The organism is Salmonella sp. FC25216, from assembly GCF_057751355.1.
Window position 1 is genome coordinate 212807 of sequence record NZ_JBDGON010000001.1, and the last position, 17077, is coordinate 229883.

The 17077-nt window shown below is 48.6% G+C and carries 18 protein-coding genes and 3 pseudogenes; 5 read left to right on the forward strand and 16 right to left on the reverse strand.

Annotation, left to right across the window (positions count from 1 at the left end; genetic code table 11):
- Positions 1 to 33: 33 nt before the first annotated feature.
- Together ribF and AC3G3F_RS00930 are read right to left on the reverse strand one after the other, a co-directional pair.
- A complete protein-coding gene (gene ribF / locus AC3G3F_RS00925) occupies positions 34 to 972 on the reverse strand; it encodes a bifunctional riboflavin kinase/FAD synthetase (protein WP_053509913.1) in 939 nt (312 codons plus the stop codon).
- 7 nt (positions 973 to 979) lie between these two features.
- Entirely contained in the window at positions 980 to 1198 is a 219-nt protein-coding gene (locus tag AC3G3F_RS00930) for a DUF2575 family protein (RefSeq protein WP_023245651.1), read from the reverse strand.
- A gap of 102 nt (positions 1199 to 1300) precedes the next feature.
- Between AC3G3F_RS00930 and rpsT the strand changes: the two genes are divergently transcribed.
- Entirely contained in the window at positions 1301 to 1564 is a 264-nt protein-coding gene (gene rpsT, locus AC3G3F_RS00935; RefSeq protein ID WP_001518655.1) for a 30S ribosomal protein S20, read from the forward strand.
- Between the two features lie 82 nt (positions 1565 to 1646).
- Here the strand turns inward: rpsT and nhaR are convergent, their stop codons facing one another.
- The 4 genes and pseudogenes from nhaR to AC3G3F_RS00955 form a co-directional block, all read right to left on the reverse strand.
- On the reverse strand, positions 1647 to 2552 hold the full coding sequence (gene nhaR, locus AC3G3F_RS00940; protein WP_000062873.1) for a transcriptional activator NhaR: 906 nt from the start codon (positions 2550 to 2552) through the stop codon (positions 1647 to 1649).
- 60 nt (positions 2553 to 2612) lie between these two features.
- Entirely contained in the window at positions 2613 to 3779 is a 1167-nt protein-coding gene (gene nhaA / locus AC3G3F_RS00945; RefSeq protein WP_053509911.1) for a Na+/H+ antiporter NhaA, read from the reverse strand.
- Positions 3780 to 3941: 162 nt separating this feature from the next.
- Positions 3942 to 4133: pseudogene (locus AC3G3F_RS00950) on the reverse strand (aryl-sulfate sulfotransferase); the annotation flags it as partial.
- Between the two features lie 140 nt (positions 4134 to 4273).
- Positions 4274 to 5767, reverse strand: coding sequence for a sulfatase family protein (locus AC3G3F_RS00955; protein ID WP_079817153.1), 1494 nt, complete (start codon positions 5765 to 5767; stop codon positions 4274 to 4276).
- Positions 5768 to 5918: 151 nt separating this feature from the next.
- Here AC3G3F_RS00955 and AC3G3F_RS00960 point away from each other — a divergent pair, with 151 nt between their 5' ends.
- Positions 5919 to 6053, forward strand: a complete 135-nt coding sequence (locus tag AC3G3F_RS00960; protein WP_254888664.1) for a hypothetical protein — start codon at positions 5919 to 5921, stop codon at positions 6051 to 6053.
- Positions 6054 to 6360: 307 nt separating this feature from the next.
- Positions 6361 to 6480, forward strand: a pseudogene (locus AC3G3F_RS00965) (outer membrane protein OmpK); the annotation flags it as partial.
- A gap of 104 nt (positions 6481 to 6584) precedes the next feature.
- Here AC3G3F_RS00965 and AC3G3F_RS00970 read toward each other — a convergent pair.
- Positions 6585 to 6740, reverse strand: a pseudogene (locus AC3G3F_RS00970) (hypothetical protein); the annotation flags it as partial.
- Between the two features lie 583 nt (positions 6741 to 7323).
- Here AC3G3F_RS00970 and AC3G3F_RS00975 point away from each other — a divergent pair.
- Entirely contained in the window at positions 7324 to 7761 is a 438-nt protein-coding gene (locus AC3G3F_RS00975) for a winged helix-turn-helix domain-containing protein (protein WP_023245644.1), read from the forward strand.
- Between the two features lie 13 nt (positions 7762 to 7774).
- Here AC3G3F_RS00975 and AC3G3F_RS00980 read toward each other — a convergent pair whose 3' ends face one another.
- A complete protein-coding gene (locus AC3G3F_RS00980; protein WP_079817154.1) occupies positions 7775 to 8773 on the reverse strand; it encodes a LysR family transcriptional regulator in 999 nt (332 codons plus the stop codon).
- A 371-nt stretch (positions 8774 to 9144) separates the two neighbouring features.
- Between AC3G3F_RS00980 and AC3G3F_RS00985 the strand changes: the two genes are divergently transcribed.
- The gene (locus tag AC3G3F_RS00985) at positions 9145 to 9594 is read left to right on the forward strand and encodes a winged helix-turn-helix domain-containing protein (protein ID WP_488394284.1); all 450 of its coding nucleotides are present in this window, start codon (positions 9145 to 9147) and stop codon (positions 9592 to 9594) included.
- A gap of 112 nt (positions 9595 to 9706) precedes the next feature.
- Here the strand turns inward: AC3G3F_RS00985 and AC3G3F_RS00990 are convergent, their stop codons facing one another.
- Genes AC3G3F_RS00990 through AC3G3F_RS01025 form a run of 8 tightly spaced genes read right to left on the reverse strand, consistent with a single transcriptional unit; the run spans position 9707 to position 17035 of the window.
- Positions 9707 to 9994, reverse strand: coding sequence for a hypothetical protein (locus AC3G3F_RS00990; protein WP_023245641.1), 288 nt, complete (start codon positions 9992 to 9994; stop codon positions 9707 to 9709).
- Positions 9995 to 10032: 38 nt separating this feature from the next.
- The gene (locus AC3G3F_RS00995; protein ID WP_023245640.1) at positions 10033 to 10878 is read right to left on the reverse strand and encodes a DsbA family protein; all 846 of its coding nucleotides are present in this window, start codon (positions 10876 to 10878) and stop codon (positions 10033 to 10035) included.
- Positions 10879 to 10916: 38 nt separating this feature from the next.
- Complete coding sequence (locus AC3G3F_RS01000; RefSeq protein WP_077950751.1) at positions 10917 to 11675, reverse strand: pili/flagellar-assembly chaperone; 759 nt, start codon at positions 11673 to 11675, stop codon at positions 10917 to 10919.
- The gene (locus AC3G3F_RS01005; RefSeq protein WP_488394285.1) at positions 11641 to 12159 is read right to left on the reverse strand and encodes a fimbrial protein BcfF; all 519 of its coding nucleotides are present in this window, start codon (positions 12157 to 12159) and stop codon (positions 11641 to 11643) included. Before AC3G3F_RS01005 ends, AC3G3F_RS01000 begins: the two co-directional genes overlap by 35 nt.
- A gap of 15 nt (positions 12160 to 12174) precedes the next feature.
- Entirely contained in the window at positions 12175 to 12714 is a 540-nt protein-coding gene (locus AC3G3F_RS01010) for a fimbrial protein BcfE (protein ID WP_023245637.1), read from the reverse strand.
- Positions 12715 to 13722, reverse strand: a complete 1008-nt coding sequence (locus AC3G3F_RS01015; RefSeq protein WP_070801414.1) for a fimbrial protein BcfD — start codon at positions 13720 to 13722, stop codon at positions 12715 to 12717.
- On the reverse strand, positions 13723 to 16344 hold the full coding sequence (gene bcfC, locus AC3G3F_RS01020) for a fimbrial usher BcfC (RefSeq protein WP_053509897.1): 2622 nt from the start codon (positions 16342 to 16344) through the stop codon (positions 13723 to 13725).
- A gap of 4 nt (positions 16345 to 16348) precedes the next feature.
- Positions 16349 to 17035: a fimbria/pilus periplasmic chaperone gene (locus AC3G3F_RS01025; protein ID WP_023245634.1), complete on the reverse strand. Its 687-nt coding sequence runs from the start codon at positions 17033 to 17035 to the stop codon at positions 16349 to 16351.
- Positions 17036 to 17077 lie beyond the last annotated feature (42 nt).

The following is a 17077-nucleotide window of genomic DNA, read 5'->3' on the forward strand; positions in this document are numbered from 1 at the left end:
TTCCGTATTTCGGTTTGATAAACACCGTCAGGGTTATACCTGCCCGGCTAGCCCAAAAAACTTGCGGGCCGTTAACTCATCGCGTGCGATTTGCGCTTTTAGCTCATCAAGCGACGCAAATCGCTGCTCATTACGTATCTTTTTACGCAGTATTACATCTATATGGCGACCATAGAGGTCCATTACAACGTCCAGCAGATGCACTTCCAGTTGTTGACGCACGCCAGCCACCGTTGGACGAGTGCCAATGTTCGCCACGCCGGGTAACGGCTTATCGCCAAGCCCGGTGACTTCCACCGCATAGACCCCTTTTACCGGGGAGACCTGACGGCGCAGCGGTAAGTTCGCCGTCGGGAAGCCAATGGTACGTCCCAGCTCGTCACCATGAACGACACGCCCGGAAATAGTAAAGGGATGTCCCAGCAGGCTTTCGGCAAGCGCCAGGTTATCTTCCGCCAACGCCTGTCTCACTGCAGTGCTACTGATACGCACGCCACCTTCACAAAAGGTTTGGGTGCTGGAAACCGCAAAACCATACTCCGCCCCCGCCTTCTGTAATAACAAGAAATCGCCCGCGCGGCTAGCACCAAAGCGGAAATCATCGCCGACGGCAAGAAATTGCACGCCAAGTCGCTCCACCAGAAGTTCGCTGATAAACGTTTGTGCCGTCAAAGCGGCAAAGCGACGATCGAATTTCACGCACAGCACATAGTCCACGCCGCACTGCGCGAGGTAATGCAGTTTTTCACGCAGGCGCGTCAGGCGGGCGGGCGCTTTATCCGTCGCGAACAGCTCCAGCGGTTGCGGTTCGAAAATCATGACCACCACCGGCAGACCGAGTCTGCGTCCTTCTTCCTGCAGACCCTGCAGTAGAGCGCGATGCCCCCGATGTACGCCGTCGAAATTACCAATGGTCAGCACACACCCATGCGGGGCCTGACTGAGATTATGTATGCCGCGTATCAGCTTCATGTCTGACTCAAAACAGTGAAAATCGCAAGAGTATACCTTGTACAGCGGTCAAGGTTAACCGGCGATTGCCCTGATGAAACATAAAGAAGATGCTTTTCATCGCCATGCGGCAAACTCCGCTCCAAAACCCGCCGCTTAATGTAATTTTTATCATGGAAAAGCTGTATTCACAGGCGCCAAGCTGGTAGAATCCTGCGCCATCACTACGTAACGAGCGTCGCCACATTAACGGCGCTTATTTGCACAAATCCATTGACAAAAGAAGGCTAAAAGGGCATATTCCTCGGCCTTTGAATTGTCCATATAGAACACATTTGGGAGTTGGACCTTGGCTAATATCAAATCAGCTAAGAAGCGCGCCGTTCAGTCTGAAAAGGCTCGTAAGCACAACGCAAGCCGTCGCTCTATGATGCGTACTTTCATCAAGAAAGTATACGCAGCTATCGAAGCTGGCGACAAAGCTGCTGCACTGAAAGCATTTAACGAAATGCAACCGATCGTGGACCGTCAGGCTGCTAAAGGTCTGATCCACAAAAACAAAGCTGCACGTCATAAGGCTAACCTGACTGCACAGATCAACAAGCTGGCTTAATCGCCCGTTCGTTGACGCTTTGTGAAAAAACCCGCTTTCGCGGGTTTTTTTATACCTGCCGGATGGCAGCGTAATAAATAAGCTATTTGCTTATCGGCGTAAACAACGCAGAGTAATCCGCATTACAAATACGCTGTACCGCCGGATGCTGAATCATTCTTTCGGCAAAAATTGCATGATATTCTTCCATGACATTCTCGACGCGCCCAATCTCTATTACCGACTCATCGGCATAAAAATCCAGCGAATAAAGGCTCGGCGCCACAAAAATCGCATTGTGTGTCGCACCAAACGCCTTCATTAAGGCCGCGTCATCAAATTCGCCGAGAATCTCAACCTGCAACCCCTGCGAATTAAACCAGTTCAACAATTTACGCCCCAGCATCGAGCGACGTCCCGGCACCAGCAACCGTCGCTCTTCCAGGCAGGCAGGGAACGCTTTTTCGGGAAGCGGATTCGTGCACCAGAAACTGACGCTACATTCGCCGATTTTGACTGAGAATAGCCCCTCCTGCTGCGTGGAATCTATCGGGCAGTCGGAGATAATCATATCCAGCTTGTGCTGGCTAAGCTGTTCGAGCAACATTTCGTGCGTGGACTCGAAGCAACGTAGATGTATGGGTTCGTCCACCACCACCGCCGCATCCAGAACGCTACTGACCAGACGTTTGGATAAAGCATCGGCGACGCCAACATCGAACAACAAGTTTGATTCTTTACGGTAGTTGACGATATCCAGCATCTCCTGGCTTAGCGTAAACATTTTATCCGCATAGCGAAAAACCAGCTCGCCCAGTTCGCTGGGTTCAAGACCGCGCCCCTTACGTTTGAATAGCTTACCCTGTAAACGCTCTTCCAGTGCTTTGATTTGGCCGGTGATGGTTTGCGGCGTCAGAAAAAGCGCCTCTGCGGCGCCCACGACAGAACCTTCTTTATAAACATGCCAGAAGTAATAAAGATGGTTGTAGTTAATATGAGACATGCTCATTTCTCTCCCTGATCAATGTCGTAAGGGAGCGATACATCGCTCCCCTTTCCTTCGTACTGGTTATGCCGGCGCATTCAAACGCGCACGCAACCAGCTATATCCCACGACTGCGGAGAGCAATGAGCCAATCAAAATGCCCAATTTCGCCCAGTTAATAAGCTCCGGATCGACGTTGCCAAATGCCAGGCTGGCGATAAAGATGGACATCGTAAAGCCAATCCCGCACAAAATGCCAACCGCCATGATTTGCTGATAAGTGGTCCCCTGCGGCAGATGCGCCAGCTTGAAACGCAGCGCCAGCCAGCAAAACAGGCTAATCCCCAGCGGCTTCCCAATCAGCAGACCGGCGATAATTCCCAGCGGCAACATTGAGGTCAGGCCATCAATCGTGACGCCCTGAAGAGAAACGCCGGCATTCGCAAAGGCGAACAGCGGCAGGATCAGGTACGCAACCCACGGGTGCAGGACATGCTCCAGCCGCTTCGCCGGCGAACGACCATGTTTTTCTTTCAGCGGAATAAAGAAGCCGACAATGACGCCTGCCAGCGTCGCGTGAACGCCGGACTTCAGTACCGCCGTCCACAGCACTGCCCCGACCAGAATATATACTCCTGTCCGTCTGACGCCACACAGGTTCAACAGCGCCAGCACGGCAATCGCGAACGCCGCCACGCCCAGCGAGACGATAGAAAGCTCGCTGGTATAAAACAGCGCAATAATAATGATAGCGCCGAGATCATCGATAATCGCCAGCGCCATCAGGAAAATTTTCAGCGCCAGCGGAACCCGACTGCCTAACAGCGCCAGCACGCCCAGCGCAAAGGCGATATCCGTCGCGGCAGGGATAGCCCAACCCTCGCGAGTGACAGGATCGGAGTAGTTAAAAGCCAGGTAGAGCAATGCCGGTACAATCATCCCACCGATGGCGGCAATCACCGGGAAGGCGGCCTGGCGCAGGCTGGCTAACGAGCCTTGCATCAGTTCGCGCTTAACTTCCAGACCAACCAACAAGAAAAACACGGCCATCAACGCATCGTTGATCCACAACAGCATGTTTTTGTTGATCTCTAGCGCCCCAACCCGTAACTGAACCGGCGTCTCCAGAAAATGATGATACCATCCACTGGTTGCGCCCATATTGGCCATCAGCATAGCCAGCGCAGCGGCGATGATGAGAATGATGCCTCCAGAGGCATCGCTGCTAAAAAATCGGTGCAGATGTTTCACTTTTTATTCTCTCTATCAGGTGAATTCTTCGAATCCACTATGTTACCCCGCCTGACTCATCGTTAAAATTAGATTATATATGATGAATAGCTCGTTTTTTACGAAATAAGGTCCGATTTGCACCGAACCTTTTTAGTGTAGTCAGTCATTGACGATAGAAAGCTACGCGTACAGATCCATTTTATACACCCGGAAGCGGGTAATATCGTAGCGATAGCCTTCCCCGTTCGTTGCCGCGTTTTTGTAGTAACCTGACGTCATGGTCGCTTCAAAAAGCACGGTTTTCTCCGTAGGCGCAATCTCCTGTAAAATTAGCAGCCCCATCGCCTCACTGCCCGCCTGCGGATCGATAATGGTCGGTTTAACCATGACCTGACAACTTTTCCCAGACATCATTACCTTCCCTGAAATAAAAGAACCTGATCCGGCACAGAGTGACCGGAGCAGGTGGGCATCGCCCTAAGTGGCATACTTAATTTTTTATAATTATTTCATTAGCCCCAGGTGACAGGCGTCGGCTTATCGCCACGGGCTTTCATCAGCGAATCGTTATCAATATCCTGTTTATACTTCAGGAACTTACCGTAAAGCTGTTTCTCAATCTGCGGCTGTTTACCAATTTGATTGAGCGTCTCGAAACGATCGGTTTTCAGGTTATAGAGGTATTTGGGTTTATTCTGGCGATCGATGATCATCTTCCAGTCGCCATCGCGGATCGCCCACTCATCCGTCGGATCGTCCTGGAACGGCATATCGATACCGAAGATCAGCGGTTTCTGGCGTTTTAAAGTCTTGCCCTTCAGTAGCGGAACTAAAGACTGACCGTCGTAGGTACGATTGGTCGGGAGTGTAAAGTCCATCATGTTGGCCAGCGTCGGCAACCAGTCAAGACCATATACCGGCGTGTCCGTTACCATTCCCTGTGGAATATGCTTACCGTATTTGATGATTGCCGGTACGCGAATGCCGCCTTCCCACAGGTTGTCTTTACGTCCGCGCAGACAGTCGGTTTCCCCGGCCAGGTTCAGCTCGTACACCTTACGCGCTTCACGCGTGACAGGACCGTTGTCGCTGGTGAAGATGACGATGGTGTTATCTTCCTCGCCCATCGCCTTGATTTTATCCAGCACTTTACCCACCTGCTCATCCATGTAGCTGATGTTCGCGTAGTATTCGCCGGTGCCGCGCCACGGTTTATCCGCCCAGTCGCCGTAGAACAGATCCGGATGCTGTTTCTGGTAGTCGGTCATGTACTGCGAATACATATCAAGGTATTTTTTCGGCGACGCCAGCGGACTATGGACTTCGGTAAAGGCGACGTATAAGAAGAACGGATTATCGTCTTTTTTGTTATCCAGCCAGTTCACCACTTCAGAGCTCACAAACTCGCCGCTCATCTTATCTGCGCGGCCAATATGTTGGCCATTACGAATCCACCCCGTAGGATGCACAACGCCATAGCGCGGGCGCTCTTTGGCGTTGTCCAGCGTAGCATCGGTGACAAATCCCGCCGGATTAACCAACGTATAGTCAAAGCCCATGTCTTTCGCCTGCGGCTGATCGGTGCGATCGCCGCCCGCGTTCAGGTGTAATTTCCCCATCATCGCCGTGTCGTAGCCCTGCTGTTTCAGCAGATTGGCGATGGTCAGCTCATTACGCCCCAGCGCAACATCTTTGCCTTCCGGTATCCAGGAACGGATTCCGGTACGGAACGGCATACGGCCAGTTAACAGGCCCGCGCGGGAAGGAGAACACAGAGGCGCTGGCGCATAATAGTCGGTAAACTTCACCCCCTCCTGCGCCAATTTATCTATGTTAGGTGTTTTAACGATGCGGTGCCCGTAGGTGGCGAGATCACCATACCCTAAATCATCCGCCAGAATAATGACTAAATTAGGGCGCTTTGCGGTTGCCGCTTGCGCGGTGGATAATACGCTTCCAGCGCATAGCGCCAACCCTATCATACTGGCAACGACTGTTCTTTTCATTTCAACTCCTTTGAGTTATCGCACGGTCTGATTACGATATATTTGCCGATAGACCCGGCTGCGGAATACAGCCTAAATGAATTGCACTATTACATTCGATTTGTCTTATATTTCTTTAATCAACATCATTTTATCGCAGGAAATTATTCATATGCATTATAATATTAATGCCATAAATATATTTCGTGCTAAAGAAAACACGCCTGAAGCAGGCTATAAAAAAATGGATCGCGAACGAGTGATGCAGATCTCAAATATAGCTCATGTGTCAGAACCGCTGTTGTGATGTCAATATATGTTGCTGTTTCAACGATAACATCCTCATTCACTGGCAGTAAGTTGTCTTTGCGAGAAATTATTCCCATTCGAGGTTTCATTAATTTCTCGTTATCGGGTGTGAATTTTACAACAGAAACATAAATCACAAATAAAATAGCTACCACATAACAAACAACATTATCTAACACCAATAATTAATGAATATATATTGCTGATATTTTTCAGACATCTATCACCTACGTATAAAAAGACACTCCTTAGAATTCGCTTTTTTACACAACATTTCACTGTGTTTTTACCTCATGGAGTTGAGCATGAAAAATAAGAAATATATTAATAGTCTACTCGCCGCATGTGTTCTTTTCTCTTGCTTTAATGGCCAGGCAACAGAGCTTAAACGCGTATACGGCAAAATTAGCCTGGGGTACGGCGACTGACTTTAACAGTTATGTCCTCGGCTGGGCCGCAGCAGATAACTTCAATATGTTTAATGAAAAGTTTATCATTGTGAACTGGAACGACGTTGAAATGGTTCGCAACTTTCTTCGTTCTTGAAATAGCCCGACGTCACCGTCGCTTCAAACAATGCCTCTTTCGTCTCTTTATTGATTTCTTGTAATACCAGTCAGCCTAATGCCTGTTGTCCTTCATCCGGATCGACAAGATCGCTGGAGCCCGGTTGCGCGGTAATGGTATCGATTTTCTGGTTAATCGACTCATGCGATGCGGGCAGGTTAACCATTGATGGGTTTTTCTTATCCATACATTTCTCCCGATTATTTCAGATACAGACAACGTACTGCCACAACATCCCAGCAAGTTGCTTGCCAAATAACCCAACCTCAGCAAGAGAAACCGTTTAATAATTTAAAATAAAACGTCCATAAAATAAAACACAGACTAAAACTATTAGGATTTATTTCCCTGGCACTAATATAAAAGCATAACAGTTATGTAAAATTAATGCATTATAACTAATAGCCTATACCTTTTTCACGATTGACATAAGCCTTACGGCATAATTCAAATTATTTTACATCAACAATAAATCAATCAAAATACACCAACCTACCGATAAAAATTAACACTACTATCACTTTATTTTTAGAATAGCTAAACATGAAATTTTAGCCTTTCTAAAAAACCATCATCTTTGTGACCTGATACAATTTTTTTTCGCAAAAAGACGTCAGTGCAGCCTCACCAGTTGATCCATTAAAATTAATATGCATACTATTATCGCACCCCAAATTAAACTCAAAAAAAAAAATAATATCATGACTATTTATTTAATTAACAACACGCATACATACAATGATATAACAAATGAGCTAAAAAACATAAAAACGGGAAAGATGATAAAAATTGCCGCGATGCGTGTAAAGTGTCTGGAGTATATGCTAAACCACGCTCAACAAGAGATTATTTATAAACGCCAACTCACCAACGCACTTTGGGGAGAAAGAGGTCAATTTATCAGCGACGCCAACCTGACTCAAATTTTATATCTATTACGTCGCGACCTTAAAGGTTTTGGCCTGAGCCAATTTTTTTCTACCGTACCACGAACCGGGATTAAAGTAGATGCTGAAATCATTATCAGTAATGAAAAACCCAAAAAAACCTCTTCTTTAAGAAGAGCACAGTATAAGTATATGGTATTATTTTTCGCCTCACTAAGCATGATTACAATGATTATTTTCTTAATGCAATAATTTAATTCCAAATCTATAAATGGCATAAGGATATGCTATCTTTAACCAAAATATCAGGTTCCTTTTCTGGCTTAATCAGAGAGATGGACTGAAAGGTTGATATCAGATTCTTAGCATTTTTATAACTCATACTGTTTGTGGCCAGATAGGCATAAACAGGCAATGCTCGAAAAGTCATTTCATCAGGCATGCGCATTATTTTTATATTATAACGTCTCACATCTCTAAAATAAGCGGCAATCTTTCTTGGCAAAATCGCAACCATATCACTTTTTTCAACGACACCCATAATTCCAAATAATGAATCACTATGATAACCTATTTTCCTGCGCCCCGTATAAGGCGTACTGACCTTGAACAAGTCAATAGTGTCAGCGGTGAAAGAAGAGAACATATCTGAATGGTAGACAGCATGTCTGGCGGCATAAAAATTATATAAAGAGATTTGTTCAAGTCCAACCAGTGGGCTCTTTTCACCACAAACGCAAACAAAATCAGATAAGTTATCAATAAGATAACTTTCGATCATCGCATTCTTAATTTCCAGAATTCCCATAACCACATCCGCATATCCATGCGTCAGCATAGATGCAGGCGTGTACTCCCCTGTTTTTTTAATCGCATAATGTTTAATAACATGTCGATTAAGCAGCATGGTATCCAGCAATGCCGGAAAATAATAGTTTTCGGTTATATCACTGCCCAGAACGGTAAGTTCATTACTCTCCTGAACGTAGGTTTTATCGTAAAACGTATTCTCTATAGATTCAATTGCCTGGCGGAATACCTGATGGAGTGATTTACCTTTGCTGGAAGGGACTAAGCCTTGCCTGGTTCGGATAAATAACTCTTCGCCATAAAGACTTTGTAAGCGAAGAAGAGCCTGAGAGATAGCCGCAGGTGTGACGTCCAGCTTCCTTGCAGCCCTGGTTGCATTGCCTTCAGTGATAACCATATCGAATACTTTGATCAGATTGTAGTCAATTTTTTTAGCATTTTTTATTGGCCGCATATAGCTTATCCTGGCTGGCATACTCTGGCACTATCACTTTAGGCGCAGATTAACCTCGCACCACATTTATTTCAATAAAATAAATCGCTTATCTTATCTGTTTGCTAATAAATTATAATTTTATTTACATAGTTTCATGCCTGAGTGAAGCAAAAACATATAAAACCATATTATAAAAACATCAAAAATATCTAACACACTTTATAAAAAAACAAAAAAGCATGATGTTATCTTATTTAATCACAAATGATTCTCTTATTCCTTTGAGATTCTCTACGCTTATCCGTGCTGATGTACGGAGTACTTTACTGCCAGTGAACACACCGACAGTGTGAAAGTTTACCTTATGAATATCAAAATGGAGTGAATTCATGAGACAATACACTATCAATGACGAATTCATTTATAATGAAACGTTAAGAGAAATAATATCATTGCGTGATAAAAAGGTACTAAAAGTCACGCTCATGCGGGCCCGCTGTTTAAGCTATCTTTTTGAAAATGCCTACAGGAAACTGATCACGCGGGAAATGATTTCACAGGCGGTTTGGGGAGAGAGAAGCCAGTTTGTTAGCGATGCCAATCTGACGCAACTTCTTTATCTACTGCGACGAGATCTACAGCAAATCGGGCTTTTCGAGCTGTTCGTCACCCTCCCCAGACAGGGGATAAAAATTGATGAAAGATTTATCATAAACTCTGATGACATGCCGCCACAATCCATTGAATATCATACTCATCGATATAGTAAAATTATATCCATGGGTATACCTGCTCTTTTTCTATTGATCGTACTATATTTTTTGGCGCCGTTTATTTAAATAGCAAGGCAACAGACCATGTCCCGATAAGTAGGGAATTATTTTACGTAATATCTTCCCATTATACTGACGGGACACCGCCTGCTGTCTGTTAATAACAAATAACGACTACTCAGTCGTAGACAATGCGTAGCACTGTTAATTGCTTATCTTCATCCAAATAATCTTGTTTTACCATTGCATGAGGAGACGATATCGGCGTGGCTATATTCTCGACGAGAATATAGCGTTCAACCCCCTCTTTATTATGGCATTGAATTTCTAAGGTTCCCACGTCATTCCAGCAGCCAGCCTCGACTACCGAACCCATAAAATGAATCTGAGCGGTTGGCTTCGCTTTCCCTGCATGAACGATAAAGGAAAGTAAAATCACCGGTATTACGCAACGCATAGTCTTCATTTTACTTTCACTCCTGTGCGCTCTCCTCTGAGCGAATATCACCCCTTCGCTTTCTGAATCGCCGTTTGCAACATATCCTGAGTCGTGCTTCCCGGGATCACGGCAACCCGTTTTATGTCACCATCTTGCGTCTGGGGCATGACGACAAAAGCAGGCGTCCCGTTAAAATCCATATGCTGCGCCAGCGCCTGGTTAGTGAGTAGCGCATCATGTACCGCGCCGCGGCTTTGCACTTCTTTTACGGCCGCCAACTGCGTCGGCGTCAGATAATGTTGCGCCAGGGTATAGACATCGTGTTCCGTTAACGCACCTTCAACCTTCCCCGTGGCATAAAGCGCATTATGCCAGGCGAGGTATTTTTCTCCCCCCTGTGTAAGCCATACCTGTTCGCCGACTCTTGCCGCCAGTCCGGATACCGGCCAGCGGGAGGAAAAAATAGGAAACTCTTTGAAAATAAACCGAGTATCCGGATTCGCCTTAATCAGATTTTCAACCACAGGCGCCATTTTGCTGCACCACGAGCACTGGTAATCAAAAAACATCACCACTGCCGCTTTTGCATCGGCGGGTCCAACGGAAGGAGTGTTACTGCTTAGCAGCTCAGCACGATACTGTAATGCCAGTTGAACATAAGCCTGTTGTTGCGCAATCTGCTGACGCTGATGCAACGTCTCGCTGGCGGCGACCAAAAATTCAGGATGTTCGGCCAGATACGTCGCCACCACTTCCCCCACTTTATCCGGATGGCTGACGATGTAGGCTTCCGCCGCCGGACCAATTTGCGACGTCGGGACAGAATCGGCGGCGATTGCCGCGCCGGATACCGCAACGCTTGCCAGCGTCAATATCGCCAGCCGGGAACGTTTTAACGCGTGATAATACATAATAAAAGTCTCGTTCGATAAGATCGGAAAGCCTCCCGCTATCGGGAGACGCCTGTAAAAATAGGGTATTGCACACGCGTCAGATCCACGGTTTGCGGCGGCATCACCCGCCCATAGTCATTAATACTTTGCCAGCGCACAGTGCAGCGAACCGTGTGCCGGCACCATTCCGTTTGACGTGTTGCAAAAGGCGCAACCACCCCGGCGTTATTCTGGGCGCGTCCATTGGCGCGCAGCAAAAAGAGCGTAACGTAATAGGGCGTCGGATTACGCACCGTCGCCCCATCGGGGGTAAGGTTCCAGACCAGATGCCGGTAAGCCTGCTGCGGCTCGCCGGCAAGTCCATCAGGGCGATAGAGTAGTTTTAAGGCTGAACGAAACGCCATTTGCACACGGTTCGCTTCCGGTTTACCGGAGGGAATAGCGGCGATACTCAAGGTAAACAGGCTTTCCCTGTCCGCTGGCAGCGGTTCACCGGTATAAACCACCCGCAGCGTGTTTTCCTGGCGCGCTGAAAGCATAAATAATGGCGGCGTGACCACGAATGGCGTGGAATTCCCTGCGCTTTTCGCCCCTGGCCATCGGTCGCCAGGTAAAAGATGCGTATCAATTAGCCAGAACGCGTCTGAATGGTTACTTACCGGTACGCTTAATGCCGGGGCGTCCGCATGATAGATAAAACGAGTACCGCCAATAACTACGCCGGCCTGCGCCCATGATATGGGAAGTAAGCACCAACACATCACGTAGCGTAAAAAGAACTTATTCATACGCAAGAATAAAAGTCGCGGAAGCATTGGCGTCACCGGGCGTCACTGTACTGTCATCGGCAAGATAACGCGCGTAAAATTGCAGATGCGCCGACGCCAGCCCCGGGCTGAGCGTTACCACATCACTCTCCTGCCCCAGTGGAATTAAGGTTTTATTCTGGTCATAAAGCGCGATCCCAATGCCTGAAGCGTCGCTTTTCCCCGCTGTAAGCGCCAATAAATCCGTATTACGACTGTCCGCCGTACCGCTAAAACTGACCGTTACGCCACTGGCAGTGCTGCCGCAGTTCTGTAAATCGATAGCAAAAGGTTGCCAGGCGGAACCGTCACCCGCGCGATAAAATTGGCGTTGAGAAACCGCGCCCATCGCCACGTTAATATTTTCCGAGCCTGGAGAGAGGGAACAGGTATTGTCCGTGATGGTTCCGGAGACATAGACCCGTCCATCGTGCGCCAGGACGCCGGATACCGCCAGCAGCATCCCGATGCCGCACAGGATATCGCTACGCATAATTACGATGACTCCTCATTCATACTGCATATCGAAATACATGACCGCCGTCGCGTTCCCGGACGTGACCATTGGCCGGGTCGATTTATAGCGAATATAAAAAGACAGCGTATTGCGTCCGGCTTTCAACGGATAGACCACCGAGTCGGTATTATTGATACTGACGGTATCCTGATCCTCATTCAGAATTTCCACCCCTATACCGCTTGCCAGCATGCTTCCCATTCCGGTATCGGTGATCGCTAATAGCGCGGGATTGTCTGGATCGGGTTCGCCGGTAAACCAGATCTTCGCCCCGGCAATTCCTCGGGAACAATTTTTGAGGTTGATATTAAAGGGCTTAAATTTTGTCGTAGTTCCCGTCGAGGGAAAATCGCCGACCGCAAACCGTCCTAAATCAATACTTTGACTGAGGCTGGAAATATCCATGTCGCAGGTTTGCGCCACAATAGTGCCGGTAAATTCGAGGTTATAAGCAAGGTCGTCAGCGCTGGCATTGATTTCGGGGCACAGCATCAGCCCCATAGCAAAAAAAGTACAGTGTGATCTGTTCATTTAGTCAAAGTCCACTCGCAGGCTGGCCAACGCGGTAAACGCCCCTTCCGCGGGCGTTTCTCCTGTCGTACTCATCGGGTAGGCCTGCAACGTGATGTTAGCGCGTCCGGCGCTATCGGTGATAAAAGGCGCGACGCTCTGCACATCATTAGGGATAAGCGCGTTTCCTTCATCGGTTTCGACCACTACGCCGACATCCGCATTATCCGAAGCAATAGCCTGGGGAAAATGGCTATCCGGCGTAGCGATAAGACGCATCGTTAAATTGACCGGCGAATCCAGACCGCTGCACTTTACCGGTACACTGAATTTTTTCGCGCTTACCCCCACGGGTTTTTGGCCTGCGTGGCTAAAATTGCCGCTGTATAACGCGCCGAAATTCACCAGAATCGTTTGTCCGGCGTTGATTTCGCAGCTTTGCGGTACGGTCACCGTTCCGCTATAAAGAATGCTGTACACCACGTCTGTCAGCGGATCGCCGACGGCGGTCGTAACATAAACGTTGAACATAGTCTTAGGGCTGATATTCACCGTGCCGATGAACGGTTTAATAATTTTGAGTTGAAACTCCAGATTTGAGTTACGAACGTAAAACGGTTGGCCAGCTTTAACCTTTTCATCATGCCCCATAGGGATATTGTTCACTGGCGGATAGATATCGCCCGCCGCAGAATCCACAATCCGCATTCCGCCTTCAAGGTGGTCCGGGTCCAGCTTTACATATTTCCAGTTACCGCTCGTTTCTACGACCGGATATTGCGACACATAGGAGCGATAGGTCTGGCTATAGGTCGCCGCGCTGGCGGGACACACCGCTTGTACATTGACTTTCTGGCTTTTTTCCAGTTGGACCGTCTTTCCTGCCTGGTTTTGTTCTGCCGTCAACGTGGTCGTTAAATCGTAATTAACACTGGAAGGCACGCCGTTAACGTTTTTACACACGTCCGCAAATGCATACTGCGATACGACACTTCCTGTCAGCAGAGCAAATAAAAGAGGTATTTTCATTTAATGACACTCCGCATGTTGTCGACTCAGAATCTGACGGGAGGAAGAGAGATGATAGTGCGCGACACATTGTTGATCCGGCAGGTCCCCCCAGCGAACGTGCAGAACGCCTTGTGCTGACAACCCGGAAAGATAGAGCTCCCCGGCCTCGTCAACAATTGCCTCCGCATGGCGATCATTCACCGTCACCGTCGCGCCAAAGGGCACAGGTTTACCGTTATGATTCAGCGTCAATAAGGCTCGCGCGCCGACCCGCGCTTTAAAGCGGGCCAGAACCAGCGCGCCTTCGGTCGGCACAACGCGAGTCACCGCGTCATCAATATCAACATCATCGGCCATCGCGTTGATGTCCAGCGCCATACGGTTTTGCCGATACGTCGTCGCATACGGCACCACCGCATAGCCGCGCGCATCCGTATGAATACCCGGCTGGTCGACAACGCCGACATTAGCTGCGCCCGGCGCGGCAATCAAAATATTGGTATTGCCCAGCGGCTGGCTTAACGTGAGTCCATGCGCGTGCGCCACCAGACCGCCGCTCAGACCATAATTCACCTGCTGATAATCGCCGTTATCGCTGACGTTATAGCCAATGTTGGCATTACCTTTCGCCCCATCGTATTCCAGGCTGGCGGCGCCGCTTTCGCCAATACCGTGATTCTGATAACTTTGCTGTATGTTGTAACTAAGGTTATTTTCGTCCAGCAGCGTGCCGTTAAGGCCCGCATTCTGCGTAACGTTATGCTGTTTATCCGTACTGGTGCTAAAGGTGGCGTAAACGTTGTGATGGCGTGTAACCTCATCATCGTGTTGCAGCCATTGACTTAGCGGCACTGAGATATTCAGCGCAAAAATTTGATCGCGCTTTGCATCGCCTGAGGATTTGTTATTGTTGTAAGAAATGCTCCATGCAATACCCGCCAGCGTATCGCTGTATCCCACCTGCAACAGAGAATCCTTTTCATCGGTGTGCCAGTAACTTTGCTGACTGCCGGTAATAAAAAGCGATCCCAACCCGCCTAACTGCTGATTGATATCGAGTTGTACTTTCCCCCTCCGGGTATAATACAGATTGTAATAATCCGCCCATTCCGGCCTGCTTTTATCGTTGTCAGTCCGATCGTCATCGTCATAGCCGCTCATCTGTTTCCACGCCGTATCATCCAGCGTATAAAAGCCCGATGTTGAATAGCGATAACCCATGAGCTGTAAATGAGTTCCTGTCTGCGCAAGCGATTTGGCATACAGGAACCGCAGCGATTGTCCCTGGTGGGTGCTGTTATCCGCCAGCGTACTGGCGGCCTGGGTGACATCCAGCGACACCGCGCCCCAATCGCCCAGATTCGCACCGCTACCGATCGCCAGCGCATGATATTTACTGGAAAGTTGCGTTCCGCCATACAGCGTAAAGCCATGCGCTAAACCCCATATCAGCGTCGCCTGACTGAATTTCACCTTCTCTTTTTGGCTGCTATCGCCGCGATATTCCGCCACCGTTGCCGCGTACTTCAACCGCCCTTCTCGCTGCAGAATTGGCACGGCGGAATAGGGTACGTTATAGCGATTAATAGAGCCGTCGGATTCTTTGACTTCAACGGTCAAATCGCCGCTGGCGGCGGTGGGATAGAGATCATTGATAGTAAATGCCCCGGGCGGCACATAACGCTGATTGATGATGTAGCCGTTTTGCCGAATGGTCACTTGCGCGTTGCTTCTGGCAATGCCGTGAATGGTCGGCGCGAAGCCCTTCATGCTGTCTGGCAACATATTGTCGTCAGACGCCAGTTGTAGCCCTCGAAAAGGAAGGCTGTCGAACAATGCGGAGGGGGTATAACTGTCGCCTGCCGTCAGTTCTCCCTGCAAAAAGCCCATATCACGTTCCAGATAAGTACTGATATGCTGCCAGTTGCTGTCGCTATTCTGATCGCCGCTATTCGCGTTCCATGTGGAATAGTCGCGTAACCGCCAGGCCCCTAAATTAAGGCCGCTATTTAATCCAAGAAAATAGCTATTCTCCGCACTGCCGTCTGCGCTCCGATCCCGACTATTCGCGCCGGTAAACGTGTAATTCATTAGCAGCGCGTTAATACCTTCATCCCAGTATTGCGGTGGGATATATCCTCTGGCGCTGGCAATCATCGCCGCCTGCGGAATGCTAATGTCGAGACGTTGCTGCGCAAAATCAAAGCGGGTTCGGGCGACCGGTATCGCGCTGGCAAGATCCGGGCAACTTCCCGCCGCCGCCTTCGCCAACTGCGGAAACGCTCCGGTATTTACACCCATATTTTTAAGCATTTCAGGCGTCAGGCAGACGCGTAATCCGCTGTCATCGGTTGGCGCGCTTTTTCCCGCCGTTTTCACCGCCTGGAAGGCAATATCTTTGGTTGCGATAAAGGTATTATTCAGATAAATGTCAACGCGGTACACTCCCGCCGCCTGGGCATTACGGGAAAAGGTTGATAAGTCTGCCACCGCAGACGGGTCGTCAGACAGAAATGCCGGGTTAAAATAGTTTTCCGCCCACCCCGGCACCGGCGCCAATGCGATAGCCAGCGCCAGTCGGGTTAATACGGGTTTAACTACGCCGGAGTAGTATCGCGTCATGAAAAGCTTATCGCGCATAACATCATGAGGCTGAACAAACGTGGGCTGGTGTCGTTGCGCCAAAATCGTTTACCGTGCGCAGAGATACCTGACCGGGCGTTGCCGGGAGGGTGATCGAGCCTTTTGGCGGCACCATGGTATTCGGCAGTTTTTTCCCCGCGCTGTACAGTTCAACCAGCGAAACGTAGTACGGCGAAGGATTAACAATCGTTAACTGGTCGTGCGCGTTACGGCAGCGAAGCGTCGCCGGGGCATCGGTTGATACCTCCACCAGATTTTTCGGGCGAATAAATAGCTTAATCACACTTTGCGTCGCAATTTGCAGGGAGTTGCCGGCCAATTTATTTTTATCGACAGAGGGTATTGCTTTACTGTTTAAATAAAATACGCTCTCGCGATCGGTCGGTAATGACGGTCCGACATACATAATGCGTAATATATTTTCTTTTTTAGGTTGGATCACAAATAGAGGCGGCGTAACGATAAAATCCGTCGAGCGTGAACCATCGGCATTCGCAACCCATGACTGAATTAAAAAAACATTGCTGTCAGAGGAATTAATAACCGGCAAGGAGGTTTGTTTACTTCCCTGCGGATAAATCACCCTTGTCGCGCCCAGCGCAATGCCTCCCGCCTGCGCGGCAAACGACAGGCCGGCCGCCGACAGCAGTAGCAATAATCGAAGAAAAATTGGTACTGTTTTTTTCATCTACGTAATATCCTGATACCGTCGGTTTGTTACGCGCCGTAA

Excerpts from the sequence above, each read along its gene's own strand:
- AC3G3F_RS00985 (WP_488394284.1), top strand. The coding sequence starts at position 9,145 with ATGAGACAATACACTATCAATGACGAATTCATTTATAATGAAACGTTA.
- AC3G3F_RS00960 (WP_254888664.1), top strand. The coding sequence starts at position 5,919 with ATGCATTATAATATTAATGCCATAAATATATTTCGTGCTAAAGAAAAC.
- nhaR (WP_000062873.1), bottom strand. The coding sequence starts at position 2,552 with ATGAGCATGTCTCATATTAACTACAACCATCTTTATTACTTCTGGCAT.
- AC3G3F_RS00990 (WP_023245641.1), bottom strand. The coding sequence starts at position 9,994 with ATGAAGACTATGCGTTGCGTAATACCGGTGATTTTACTTTCCTTTATC.
- AC3G3F_RS00995 (WP_023245640.1), bottom strand. The coding sequence starts at position 10,878 with ATGTATTATCACGCGTTAAAACGTTCCCGGCTGGCGATATTGACGCTG.
- ribF (WP_053509913.1), bottom strand. The coding sequence starts at position 972 with ATGAAGCTGATACGCGGCATACATAATCTCAGTCAGGCCCCGCATGGG.
- AC3G3F_RS01010 (WP_023245637.1), bottom strand. The coding sequence starts at position 12,714 with ATGAACAGATCACACTGTACTTTTTTTGCTATGGGGCTGATGCTGTGC.
- AC3G3F_RS00955 (WP_079817153.1), bottom strand. The coding sequence starts at position 5,767 with ATGAAAAGAACAGTCGTTGCCAGTATGATAGGGTTGGCGCTATGCGCT.
- AC3G3F_RS00975 (WP_023245644.1), top strand. The coding sequence starts at position 7,324 with ATGACTATTTATTTAATTAACAACACGCATACATACAATGATATAACA.
- AC3G3F_RS01000 (WP_077950751.1), bottom strand. The coding sequence starts at position 11,675 with ATGCTTCCGCGACTTTTATTCTTGCGTATGAATAAGTTCTTTTTACGC.
- AC3G3F_RS01025 (WP_023245634.1), bottom strand. The coding sequence starts at position 17,035 with ATGAAAAAAACAGTACCAATTTTTCTTCGATTATTGCTACTGCTGTCG.
- AC3G3F_RS00930 (WP_023245651.1), bottom strand. The coding sequence starts at position 1,198 with ATGTGGCGACGCTCGTTACGTAGTGATGGCGCAGGATTCTACCAGCTT.
- AC3G3F_RS01015 (WP_070801414.1), bottom strand. The coding sequence starts at position 13,722 with ATGAAAATACCTCTTTTATTTGCTCTGCTGACAGGAAGTGTCGTATCG.
- AC3G3F_RS01005 (WP_488394285.1), bottom strand. The coding sequence starts at position 12,159 with ATGCGTAGCGATATCCTGTGCGGCATCGGGATGCTGCTGGCGGTATCC.
- bcfC (WP_053509897.1), bottom strand. The coding sequence starts at position 16,344 with ATGCGCGATAAGCTTTTCATGACGCGATACTACTCCGGCGTAGTTAAA.
- AC3G3F_RS00980 (WP_079817154.1), bottom strand. The coding sequence starts at position 8,773 with ATGCGGCCAATAAAAAATGCTAAAAAAATTGACTACAATCTGATCAAA.